Origin of the sequence: Tengunoibacter tsumagoiensis (genome assembly GCF_003967535.1) — a bacterium.
In the GTDB taxonomy this organism is placed as follows: Bacteria; Chloroflexota; Ktedonobacteria; order Ktedonobacterales; family Ktedonobacteraceae; genus Tengunoibacter; species Tengunoibacter tsumagoiensis.
In genome coordinates this window covers 2290049-2302342 of record NZ_BIFR01000002.1, presented here as the reverse complement: position 1 = coordinate 2302342, position 12294 = coordinate 2290049, and the positions used below count along the sequence as shown (strand labels likewise).

The following is a 12294-nucleotide window of genomic DNA, read 5'->3' as shown; positions in this document are numbered from 1 at the left end:
TTCACTGTTGAGTAAGTATAAATACATCTATTAAAACGTGAGAAGAACGAGGTGTATTCTCGCTTATAAAACGACAAGCATGAATGAAGGAAGGAATCTTTTGTGGTTAATGCGATTGCAAATGCGGAACAGATCACGGCAGAATGGCTGACCTCAGTACTGTATCAAGCAGGTGAACTGAGCCAGGGTAAAGTGGTCTCTCTTGAGCAGAAAAAGGTAGGTATATTCAATTCATCAATTGTGCGTTTAAGTGTCCAGTATTCGGCGGACGCTCCGATGCTCTTACCTACGCAGTTTGTGCTTAAATACAACTTAAAGGTACCCTGGGGTATGAGAGCAGGCGCTCGTGAAGTGAAGTTTTATACCACTGTGGCCGAGGATCATCCTGATATACTCGTGCGCTGCTTTGCGGCCAGCTATGATGAAATAAGCGGTGATTCCTACCTCTTATTGCAAGATCTTACCTCAACTCATCGGCCTCCAATTACGCGTGAGCAGCAATTTAATATTGTTGAAGCAGTTCCTTCCCAAGTGTACATTGATTCTACTATTGATGTGCTTGCACGTTTTCATGCCTACTGGTGGGAGCGACCACTCTTGAAAACTGAAGTTGAGCAGACTGGTGAATGGTTTCAACATGAAGCACCTGTAGCCAGTTATATGCAGCGTCCACCTGCACGCTGGCTGTACCTGATCAAAAAGGTTACCTTAGATCTGCCAATTGCTATTCAAGAGACGTATGACACGGTGATTGAGTCTTTCCCTGCTTATTGGAATCGTTATCTGGCACCGCGTTTGCAGCAGAATAATCATCTTACCTTGCTCCATGGAGATACGTACTTCTGTAATTTTCTGGTTCCTCGAGAGCCGCTCACCAGACCTACCTACCTTCTTGATTGGCAAGGTCCTGAAGTGCACTTTGCTGGTGGTGATCTTGTAAACCTGCTTGCGACATGCTGGACGCGAGAACAAAGGCAATCTAATGGGCGGGAACTTCAGGCTCTTCGCCTTTATTATGCGACATTAACCGAGCATGGCGTCACAAATTATAGCTGGGAAGATCTTCTCACGGATTACAAAATTGGTCTTATTGAGTGGCTCTTTGTCTGTATTCAGGATGCCTGGGAAGGTTCAGCGAAGAAGTATTGGTGGCCTAAGATGCAATGCCTGGTCGATGCTTTCCAGGATTGGGATTGCAAAGGAATGCTGCATCAGCCAGAATAGTATGTTATTGACAGACAGCGCCGTCTTCAGTCTCAAACACACTCATACATCATGCCCCTGACGATTTTCAGTCCTCATTTGAGCGAACGATCCTGCCAGAAAAACCTGGGCCTCCACTACCAGGTCAGCACCTGAGAAAAAATCTTACAAAAATAGGGATAAGTACTCATGTCTGCTTCAACTTTGACTGCTAGAATGAAACCAGATTTCAGAGGCTTCACTCAACTCTTTATCTATTGTTGTCTACTACTGTCAGGCCTCGGAGAGTACACTCAGGAGCATTGTTCGATGAAAAGATTTCGTAAGTTACTGGCATCAAGTTGCTTTGCGATAGTTGTCGCCTTTACTGCCGTTGCATTTCTGGCTGCACCTGCCTCTGCACATGAGAAGCGGCATGTTGGCCCTTACACGTTTATCGTTGGTTTCCTCACGGAGCCAGCTTATGCTCAACAGTCCAATAGTCTTGATTTAACTATTTGTAATGGCGATGCCTGCACTTATACGGTTACAGATGGAGCAAAAGTAGTCTCAAATCCAGTAAACGATGCAGATAAAACGCTAAAAGTAGAAGTATCGGCTGGATCATCGGCTCCTCTGGCCTTGCCAATTGTTCCTCGATGGGCCAATCCAGGAAAATACAATGCCTATTTTGCGCCTTCTGTCACTGGTGATTATACTTTCCATATTTTTGGCACGCTTAACAACGAGAAAATTGATGAGAAGTTTACCAGTAGTCCAACTGGTTTTGGCTCTGTTGGAGCATTAAAAGTGTATCCCGCTGTGCAGGATAAAGGAAATGTAGATATTGCTGGCCTGAAAGATCAGGTTCAGTCAGCTCAGCAAGCTGCGACGACTGCAACCGGGATTGGTATTGCCGGAGCGGTGCTCGGCGTACTTGGCCTGGGTGCTGCGGCTTTTGCCTTAACACGCAAGCCCCGTCAGGAGACTCGAATGCAGCAGCCTGAGGAGAGCCTGCGTGGCTAAATCTTCAAAGTGTCTGTTCTCTTAAAGTATAGGACAGTATCTTATGTGGATGAGCATAAATGCTCCATGAGATACTGTCGTTATAGCGCATGAGTGCAATCCAGAGCTCCTCTCGCTCAATGACGAACAATTGGAAGTGAACGATGAACATGTACGGAAATCTGTGATGAAGATATCAGCCTCGACGCTTTTCAAAATAGCCAGAATGATCTGCCTGTGTTGTGGATTACTGGGTGTCTTTTCGCTTCTATCAGGAACTGCCCATGCAAGAGCTTTGCTTCCATTACACGCACAATATGACCATAGCTTCCCCTCCGCTAATGCACGTTTGTTAAGCGGCGAACCACCCCGTGAGGTTCGTGTCTGGTTTACAGAGCAGGTTGAGCCAGATTTCAGTCGACTAGAGGTGTATGATCAGGCACGGCAACGGGTTGATCAGAATGATAGCCACTCTGTGGTCGCCGATACCTCGGTCCTGACCATTTCACTGCGTACTCATCTGCCAGATGGAGCCTATACGGTTGTCTATCATACAGTATCGGTAGATGATGGTCATGAAGTGACAGGAAATTTTAGCTTTGTGGTAGGTACGGGCCTATTTCCAACCAATACGGATGCTCTGATTGCACAGAATCAAGGGAGCGATAGCAACTTTACTCTCTGGAGCGTGGCGATCCGCTGGTTGAATTATATTGGGATGGCGGGACTGGTGGGTGGGATAGCGTTTTATCTATTCGTCTGGTTCCCTGGCTATCAAGCTTTAAAACCAGCAATGGAACTGGAACTGGCCCATGTGCGTATGCAGCAGCGGGTGCACCAGATGATGGGAGTTTCGCTGCTACTGGCAGGCTCGGGTTGGCTGGCTTTTCTCTCTTTTCAGGCAAGCGTCGTCAGCTCGAGTAGCCTCTGGGAGGCTGTTTCGCATGGTGTGGTGCTGAATTTATTGCTGCATAGCCGTTTTGGCATCGTCTGGTTTCTTCGCCTGTTCTGTATCGCAGGCATTGCAGGCGTCTGGTTTATACAGTATTGGAGCCAGACGAAGCGAGCATTTCCAGCATTCTATGTTATTGCGCTTATAGCAGGTGCAGGCATAATGCTAACAACAGCATTGAACTCTCATGAGGCAGCCAATACGTACGCCTGGATCTTAGTTCCACTGGATCTCCTTCATCTCATGAGTACCGGTTTCTGGATTGGTGGACTGGCAGCCTTGATCATAACCGTATCATCGCTTTTCCCCATCCTGAAGCCAGGGACAGGTGATCGTACGCGCGTACTGGGTGCATTGCTTCCCCATTTCTCGCGTATCGCTACAGTATGCGTCGTTGTTCTGATGATCACAGGAAGCGTCCAGGCCTGTGTTGCCCTGAAAAGTTGGGAAGCTCTGTTTGGGAGTGCCTATGGGCGCGTATTAGTGGTAAAACTGGTGCTGTTTGCTCTTCTGCTTGGCTGTGGTGGATGGAATCTTCTACGCATTAGCCCTCGGATGCGAGCCTTTGCCGCCAGCTCAAGTCCTGAGAGCGGAGCCCCTTCAATAGCGGCTGGTAGATTGCAAAGATTGTTCAAACGGATAGCGCACAGTGAACTGGCCGTCGCCCTCGTTCTGCTTGTTGTTGTGAGTGGATTGACCAGTATGAGCCCGCCACCACCTCCAGCAGAGCATGCGAGTGCAGGAGCCTTCATCAAACAGGGGAGAATGAACGATATATCGTATAGTCTTGTAATAAATCCAGCACAGGTGGGATCAAATACCTCTGAGGTCCTGTTAAAAGACCAGACGGGCCAGCCTGTTCAACAGGTGGATGCAGTGCTTCTACGGTTCACGATGTTAGATATGGCGATGGGTGTTGAGGATATGACGCTGGTACCAGTTGCGGGGAAAGCGGGTTACTATAGTGCATCGGGGACGAATTTAAGTATGGCAGGTCACTGGCAGGTTGATCTTATCGTCCGGCGGCCAGCTCATGATGTGGCAAAAGTAACCATGGAGATTACCCTGACCAGGGCAATCTCCATGCGGTAGGTAGATTAGCGTAAACGCGCAATGGCCCGCTGAATACGAGCCTGTGTTCGTTCGCGGCCCAGAACCTCCATCATCTGGAAGAGAGGAGGAGTGGCTTTACGACCACTGACTGCTGTGCGGACAGCACCAAACAACTGACCAGCTTTGAGACCAAGTCTGGTTGTGAGCTCACGCATTGCAGCTTCCATCGGCTCATGCTCCCATGTGGGGAGTGACTCCAGCAGCTCATACGTACTCTGAAGAGCTGTAATTGTGCTGGCGGCATCCATATTTTTCTGGATCAAGGTCGCCGTCTCATAATCCCAATCATCGGTATAGAAGAACGAAACAGCCTCTGCGGCCTCTCCCAGCGTACGCAGGCGCTCCTGCTCCAGGCTCAGCACGCGTGTAGTGTAGTCGACATCAAGTGGGCGCTGAATGCTATCGGGAAGTCCACCCTCGGCTGCTGGTCGCTCCATATATGGAATGGTGCGACGTGTCATCTCCTCTAATGAGAGTTGACGAATATAGACCCCATTCATCCAGGCTAACTTTTCGGCATCATAGATGGCACCGGCTACACTTACGCGCTCCAGCGTGAACGACTGAATGAGCTCCTCACGTGTAAAGAACTCGGTTTTATCATCAAGCGACCAGCCGATTAGTGCCAGGAAATTGAGGACCGCCTCTGGCAAGAAGCCTTGCTGCTGAAGCTCTTTCCAGGATGGTGCGCCATGTCGTTTGCTCAGTTTCCGTTTATCATTGCCCAACACATCGGGAGCATGATAGATCAACGGCTCTTGCCAGCCAAAGGCACGCCAGATCAGAATATGGCGAGGAGCGCTGGAGATCCACTCTTCGGCGCGAACAAGGTGGGTAATCGCCATAAAATGGTCGTCGATGATATGTGCCAGGTGATAGGTAGGGAGACCATCGGACTTCAGAATGACTGTATCGTCAATATCAGCATTCTTAAAGGTAATATCACCACGTAACTCATCACGGAACGTTGTCTCGCCATCAATGGGTGTTGCGAAACGAATGACATGTTTTTCGCCAGCAGCCTCGTGGGCAGCACGCTCATCTGCTGTGAGATAGCGGCAACGGCGATCATAGCGTGGTGGGAGCTTCTTTGCCATCTGCTCTTTGCGCATCTCATCCAGGCGCTCAGGCGTACAGTAGCATTTATATGCGTGCCCACTGTCCAGGAGCTGCTGAGTATATTGATGATAGATCTCTCGGCGCTGCGTTTGAAAGTAGGGACCATAAGCACCGCCAACCACAGGGCCTTCATCGATATCCATGCCCAGCCAGGCCATACCTTCGAGCAGGAATTCCACTGCTCCCTCAACTGTACGAGCCTGGTCAGTATCTTCGATACGAAGGATAAAAGAGCCTCCGGTCTTACGGGCATAGAGCCAGCTGAAGAGGGCGGTACGAAAACCGCCGATATGCATAAGGCCCGTGGGGCTGGGGGCAAAGCGGAGACGGGGCTTCCTATCACCTGCCGCCGCCTCTTGCTCCTGAGTGCGATGCTCAATCTGTGTCATAACAACCTCTTTCAAAACGAACGCGCCATCTCTATCACACAAAAGAGCCGTTATGAACGTATTGATCATAATGGCTCTAGAAAATCTAGCTACTTAGTCTTCTCTTACGCCTATCTATTATAGTCCTCTTTGTCAAGGTAGTGAGCTCAACCGACAAGAGCTGATAAAGGCTAGCTCTCGTCTTCTTCTAAGTCTTGCAGCCTTTCGGTCAGGCGTTTCACATCGGATGGCATCAGCCCGGCTTTCTGGCAGCGTTGTTGAAAGAGCTGGTCATAGCGTCCATCAGGACTGGAATGAGCTTCGCGCACCTGTGCAAAAGAACGCAGCAGAGGCTCTTCATTCTGACCGAAGGTAGCATAATAGCCAGCGGCTCCACTGAGGCTAACGGCAAAGCGTCGGCATGCAGCTAGCAGACGAACGCAGCGTGTCTCATCTTCTCGCAGTAAGGCAGCGCTCTGGTCATCTCTCTGTTCTGGTGGCTTTGTCATTGTCTCTCTCGCTTCTCACGAAATTTTCAGCCTTATTTTACCACCTGGAGAACAATCTTGCCTGTGACTCCACCTTTTTCAAGTCGATTATGAGCCTCAGCTACTTTTTCAAACGGTAGCACTGAGTCGATATGCGGTTTGATCTGACCACGCTCGATCAGCGCACGCAGATAATCTAGCTTATACCGCTCACGTTGTAAGAAAAGGAGCTCCAGAGTAATGTTTTTCATAAAACCCGGGAAGAGGTTGCCTGTTGTATCGACAATCCCAACAATCCGGCCATATATCTTAGTAATAGCGATACTCCGGGCCATTGTATCGCGTCCAACGGTGTCAAAGACGACGTCGACGCCAGCTCCATTGGTCTCTTTCTGGATGACGTCAATAAAGTTTTCCTTGGTATAATCAATTGCTCGGTGGGCACCAAGCTGTATGGCCAGATCGCGATTTTTTTCGCTACAGGTGGTAAAGACGTAGGCTCCAGCTGCCCGAGCGATCTGAATCGCAAAAGAACCAACGCCACCAGTTCCACCATGAATGAGAACGGTCTCTCCAACATGCAGTTTTGCGCGTGTGATTATGGCATCCCAGGCGGTCCCACCAGCCAGGGGAATACTGGCAGCTTCAAGATGGGAGAGATTTTTGGGTTTATGCGCGACAATCGCTTCGCGGGCAACGTGATATTCTCCATAGCTTCCAATGCGACCAGGGATATCAGGCGTATAAAAGACCTCATCGCCAACTTTAAAGTCCTTCACACCCGGGCCGATGGCCTCTACCACTCCCGAGACATCATAGCCGATAACCGCAGGAGGCTTGACGCCTGACCACTCTCCAGCCTGGCGGATTTTATAATCAACAGGATTAACTGAACTGGCATAGACCTTCACCAATACCTCATTGGCTTCTGGTCGAGGTTTCTCAACATCCTGTAGCTGAAATACTTCTGGACCACCAAATCCAGTAATAAGCATAGCTTTCATTGTGCGATCCTTTTCCAGATCCTGACGTTATCTTAATCAGGTCTCTCTACTCGTTTCGTACTGATGTCAACCTTCGCTTTTAATGCAAAGGTCAGTGATTGTAAGCGTTCATGAAAGGGTTTCACCATCCTGTATTTTCAGAAGAGCAACCAGAGCTTATTGCTGCTGTTAATACGACCGAGAAGTGAATAAAAGAGACAGCACAATAGGACTCTCTTATCCAGACATAGGTAGCTCAGGCTATTTAAGCGAGAAAAAATCCATCTATTGATCAGTTAGATGGTATACTTCTCAAAAGAAATACTTCAAATCGCATTATTTTGTAATAGAAAAGCAGCCTGCTGCTTAGAAAGTACTGTATGAACTGTTTTAAAAGATTTTCTTCCTCTAAAACATTTTGTGGCTCAAAACCACTTATGCATAAGTCTTCTCTTCTGTTTGTGATTGGAGCTCTTGTTGCGTTGCTGAGTGCTTGTGACTCAGCGGGCAGTTCAGGTGTAGCCGCAACACCAACACCTGATCTGGGAAAAATACAGGAGCAAACACTGGCTCCTTCTGCTCTCAATATAGGATCATTAACAAGTGGTGCTGATAGAAACCTCTGGTTTATTGAATCTGCACAGCTCAAAGAGAGTAAAATTGCACGTATCAATTCTACTGGTAAGGTTGATGAGTTTGCACTTCCTACTACAAATGCGGCATTAGGCGGGTCTCTAATAAGTGGACCAGATGGGAATCTCTGGTTCAATGAGATTCTAGTAGATGCTGTAAGCGGTCAGTTGCAGCAGGCCAAAATTGGCAGCATAACATCTGCTGGTGAGATTAAAGAGTTTGATCTACCTGCGGGAAGCTATGCGCAGTCCCTCACCGCTGGTCCAGATAATGCGCTCTGGTTTGCAGATGCGAATAAGATTGGCCGCATGACGCTTGATGGCCAGATTAATGAATTTCCGCTCTCTTCTCCAGAGATTAACCCGCTGGCCATCGTCAAAGGTTCGGATGGAAACCTCTGGTTTAGCAGCATTGGCAAGATTGGCCGCCTGACTCCCACGGGACAGGAGACAGAGTTTTCGCTTTCGAGTAATCAGGGCACACCCGCGTTTCTCACCTTGGGAGGAGATGGCAAGCTCTGGTTTGCCGAGACCGTTACCAATAAGCAGCCTGTGAAACTTGGTCGCGTCGATACAACGGGTAAAATCACCGAGTTTGCGATTCCGTATACCATTGTGACAGGAATTGCCAGTAGCTCTGATGGCGCATTATGGATTAGCGAACAGAGATTGAGTGGTAGCAATAACAATCCTGTTGTGACTGGCCTGATTGGTCATCTCACCTCGAATGGGACATTTGGTGAGATCCAGTTGAGCCGTCAGACGATCCCCAGTTCGATTACCCGTGGGCCTAATGGAAAGATCTGGTTCAGTGAGATAGCTCTCAATGGAAAAAATGTTAATACATATCTCAGTGGCAATGATTTCAGCGGGATGCTTCGAAAAGTAGCGTATTTCTCGTGAAAATGTACTACTATTTTTCCAAATGTATCGCCCTTTCTATGAGAACCGCGTCGTATCATAGTTTGTAAAGAGAAGCACAAACACATATAATAGAGTGAAGCACCCTTATTCATGGGAGTATTGTGAGGAAAAATATGATTGTTTTAGAGACCGAACACTTGCTGTTTCGCCCTTTGAAGATCTCTGACCTGGACGCAATGGCGGCTCTGTATGCAGATCCGGAAGTGATGCGTTTTCTGGGTGGACCCCGAAGTCGGAGTGAGGTGCAGAGCGTCCTCAACAGCTATATTCAAGAGTATCAGATCTCAGGTCACTCGTTTTTTGCTACCTTGCTCAAGAGCACTGAGCAGTTTATTGGCCATTGTGGTCTCCTCAATCAAGAAGTTGAAGGGAAGCATGAGATAGAGTTGGGGTATATTCTTGCACAACCCTATTGGCAACAGGGGCTGGCTCTAGAGGGGACTCAGGCCCTCAAAGAGTATGGTTTTGAGCAACTGCATTTTCCCCGCCTGATCTCGCTCATCCCACATGAAAATCAGGCATCGATCCATATTGCACAAAAGATCGGGATGCAGTATGAACGAGACGTCAATCAGTGGGGGCAGGATTTCCAACTCTATGCAGTGAAAAATCTCGCTTAACCCCTATTTTTAATAGACAAAAAAAACAAGCGAGCCTGCATCAACCAGTTCATGCAGGCTCGCTTGTTTTGTCGATATGTGTTTAACGATTGGTAGGATCTGCCAGTACTGCGCCAGTATTAGCAGAGGTAACCAGTGAAGCGTAGCGACGTAGCCACGAGCTTTTGACACGTGGTTTAATGGGAGCCACCTGCTTGAGCCGCTGCTCAATCTGTTCGGGGGTGAGATCTACTTCGAGTCGCCGTTCGAGGAGATCAATATGAATAAGATCACCATCGACCAGTGCTGCAATTGGTCCATTCGCAGCAGCCTCAGGCGAGACGTGCCCGATACAAGCGCCTCGCGTGCCACCAGAAAAGCGTCCGTCGGTAATCAAAGCGACCTTCTCACCAAGTCCCATGCCCATAATATTGGCTGTCGGAGCAAGCATCTCTTGCATACCCGGGCCACCGCGAGGGCCTTCATAGCGGATAACCACTACATCGCCTTCTTTAATATCGCGATTTAAAATGCCCGCCGCCGCCTCTTCCTGTGAATTATAGATGCGAGCTGGACCAGTATGCTTCAGCATTGCCGGTGCTACAGCGGCGACCTTCACCACCGCTCCATCGGGTGCAAGATTGCCAAATAGGATCGCCAGACCTCCCTGTTCGCTATAGGGATCTTCAATGGGATGGATCACTTCAGGGTCCAATATCTGCGCATCCGCAATATTCTCGCCAAGGGTACGCAGGGTAACGGTAGGACGATCTAACGTGAGTGTACCAGGCTTGCGAGAGAGCTCCTTCAGAATGGCACTGATGCCGCCTGCGCGATCAACATCTTCCATATGCCATTTGCCAGCAGGGCTGACCTTACACAGATGAGGAGTGCGTTTTGCCACCTCATTAATTCGTTCAAGTGAGTACTCTATGCCAGCCTCACGGGCCAGTGCCAGCGTATGCAAAACAGTATTTGTCGAGCCGCCCATAGCCATATCGAGCGCAAATGCATTATCAATACTCTCGACATTCACAATTTTGCGAACCGTGAGATCTTCTTTAATCAACTGCATGATCGTCCGTCCGGCCTCACGTGCCAGTTCGCGCCGGGCCTCGGATGTTGCCAGACGAGAGCCATTGCCGGGCAATGCGATACCCAGAGCCTCCATGAGACAGTTCATCGAATTAGCGGTAAACATGCCAGAGCAAGAGCCACATGTAGGACAGGCATTCTGTTCTAGCTCTAACAACTCATCATCCGTAATCTTACCGGCCTGGTGAGCACCGACCCCTTCAAAGATGCTAATAAGGTCAATGCTGCGCCCATCGGCTAACTTACCAGCCGCCATCGGTCCACCACTGACAAAGATAGTCGGGATATCCAGGCGCATAGCGGCCATAAGCATCCCAGGAACAATCTTATCGCAGTTGGGGATGCAGACCATACCATCGAAGCGATGAGCCTCGATCACCGTCTCTACACAGTCAGCAATCAGCTCACGACTGGGAAGAGAATATTTCATACCGATGTGCCCCATGGCAATGCCATCATCGACGCCAATGGTGTTGAACTCAAAGGGGACGCCACCAGCGGCGCGAATAGCATCTTTCACAAGCTTGCCAAAGGCCTGAAGGTGGACATGGCCGGGGACAACATCGATATACGAATTGCAGACGGCAATAAACGGTTTCTTAAAATCCTGTTCGCCAACGACCCCAGTCGCTCGCAGTAACCCTCGGTGGGGAGCCCGTTCAAAGCCCAATTTAATCTGATCTGAACGCATCGTGCCTCCTTCTCATCAACAGCATGCCAGAATCATGAAATGAAAATAGCGACGAGCAAGAAGAGGTTCTTCTGATTGTGCCTGTTTAAAGGGGTGCCTTCCAATTAAGCGATCATCCCCTCTTGGTGCTCCGTGATTCTCTGTCTGTGAGATACTCTGACTCTCACATCATTTCCTATTGAAGACCAGTATAACACAGGCTCTAAGAGAGGTATATGGCTCCATATGGAACTATCCTCCCCCTGAAAACAGATTATGGGAGAGGAGTGGAGCACCAGACCATCATTCTATGGTGTCCCATTTCACAGCGGATGATTATCGAGGACAAGAGGCAAGCCAAGGAGATTCGCCCCCTCAGACGCTCGTTGAGCATCTTTTGCAGCCTTTAGCGCCAGCCCGCTGTCTGAGCGACGATACACCCTGTTGGCGATATGAAAACCAGCCCTGGCTATGCCCCTTTGAGAGGAGATATTCGTAATCTGGTGGATAATCCAGAAGCGTTCGTGGTGTTCCAATTCACGTAAAATAATCGCCTGGAGCAGACGAGGATAGATCCCCTGACCACGCCAGGGCAAAAAGGTGACAAAGTGGTAGAGATAACGATCGGTAGCGGGTACCTGAAAATGAACAGAAGGTGAGCCAAATGCAGCCTTAGTGGAAGCGGCCCATCCATAGGCAACTGGTTTCTGTTCGATCGTGGCGATATATAAGCGATGACCGGCTTCGAGACGTGCAATCGCATCTGAACGTAGAATACGAACCAGGTCTACAATGAAATCAAGGTCATCGGTGGTCTCTACCTGTAACGTTGCGATGGAAGGAAGTACAGGTAGAGGATCATGCTTCCACCAGGACCATACGAGACCGACCTGTTCTTTTAAGACCCACGGATGTGGGTCTGATACGTGTATCTCCATAGAGCACCTTCTTTCTTTACAGCTTATAGTGCTGACGTTCAACACCATAACATAGTTGGCGACAAATTTCAAAAACAGGAAAGAAGGTAATGGAAGTCTAATATTCTCTATCCAGGTGCATTTTCCAGTGGGTAGGTTACACGAATGAAAGGTAACTATTTGCCACTTTTTTTAGATATCTGGCGTGTTAGGGATTGCAAAGGGACAAATTTAGTAACCTTTTCGG

At 48.8% G+C, this 12294-nt stretch carries 10 protein-coding genes; 5 read left to right on the top strand and 5 right to left on the bottom strand.

The window, feature by feature from the left end; all coding sequences use genetic code 11:
* The first annotated feature begins 102 nt into the window (after nt 1-102).
* From EL628_RS29325 to EL628_RS29315, 3 genes are all read left to right on the top strand, one after another.
* Nucleotides 103-1224, top strand: a complete 1122-nt coding sequence (locus tag EL628_RS29325; protein WP_126583518.1) for an oxidoreductase family protein — start codon at nt 103-105, stop codon at nt 1222-1224.
* Between the two features lie 288 nt (nt 1225-1512).
* Nucleotides 1513-2208: a hypothetical protein gene (locus tag EL628_RS29320; protein WP_126583517.1), complete on the top strand. Its 696-nt coding sequence runs from the start codon at nt 1513-1515 to the stop codon at nt 2206-2208.
* 166 nt (nt 2209-2374) lie between these two features.
* Nucleotides 2375-4231, top strand: coding sequence for a CopD family protein (locus EL628_RS29315; RefSeq protein ID WP_126583516.1), 1857 nt, complete (start codon nt 2375-2377; stop codon nt 4229-4231).
* Between the two features lie 5 nt (nt 4232-4236).
* Here EL628_RS29315 and gltX read toward each other — a convergent pair whose 3' ends face one another.
* The 3 genes from gltX to EL628_RS29300 all read right to left on the bottom strand — a co-directional run bounded on the left by gltX (nt 4237) and on the right by EL628_RS29300 (nt 7231).
* Nucleotides 4237-5760 carry a glutamate--tRNA ligase gene (gene gltX, locus EL628_RS29310; protein WP_126583515.1) on the bottom strand — a complete coding sequence of 508 codons (1524 nt, stop codon included), beginning with the start codon at nt 5758-5760 and terminating at the stop codon, nt 4237-4239.
* A 170-nt stretch (nt 5761-5930) separates the two neighbouring features.
* Nucleotides 5931-6248 carry a hypothetical protein gene (locus EL628_RS29305; protein ID WP_126583514.1) on the bottom strand — a complete coding sequence of 106 codons (318 nt, stop codon included), beginning with the start codon at nt 6246-6248 and terminating at the stop codon, nt 5931-5933.
* A 32-nt stretch (nt 6249-6280) separates the two neighbouring features.
* Nucleotides 6281-7231, bottom strand: coding sequence for a zinc-dependent alcohol dehydrogenase family protein (locus EL628_RS29300; RefSeq protein ID WP_126583513.1), 951 nt, complete (start codon nt 7229-7231; stop codon nt 6281-6283).
* A 416-nt stretch (nt 7232-7647) separates the two neighbouring features.
* On the opposite strand from EL628_RS29300, the gene EL628_RS29295 reads away from it, so the two are divergent.
* Nucleotides 7648-8745 carry a Vgb family protein gene (locus EL628_RS29295; RefSeq protein WP_126583512.1) on the top strand — a complete coding sequence of 366 codons (1098 nt, stop codon included), beginning with the start codon at nt 7648-7650 and terminating at the stop codon, nt 8743-8745.
* Nucleotides 8746-8879: 134 nt separating this feature from the next.
* A complete protein-coding gene (locus tag EL628_RS29290) occupies nt 8880-9386 on the top strand; it encodes a GNAT family N-acetyltransferase (protein WP_126583511.1) in 507 nt (168 codons plus the stop codon).
* 82 nt (nt 9387-9468) lie between these two features.
* Here the strand turns inward: EL628_RS29290 and ilvD are convergent, their stop codons facing one another.
* On the bottom strand, nt 9469-11151 hold the full coding sequence (gene ilvD / locus EL628_RS29285; protein WP_126583510.1) for a dihydroxy-acid dehydratase: 1683 nt from the start codon (nt 11149-11151) through the stop codon (nt 9469-9471).
* A 302-nt stretch (nt 11152-11453) separates the two neighbouring features.
* Nucleotides 11454-12068: a hypothetical protein gene (locus tag EL628_RS29280; RefSeq protein ID WP_126583509.1), complete on the bottom strand. Its 615-nt coding sequence runs from the start codon at nt 12066-12068 to the stop codon at nt 11454-11456.
* Nucleotides 12069-12294 lie beyond the last annotated feature (226 nt).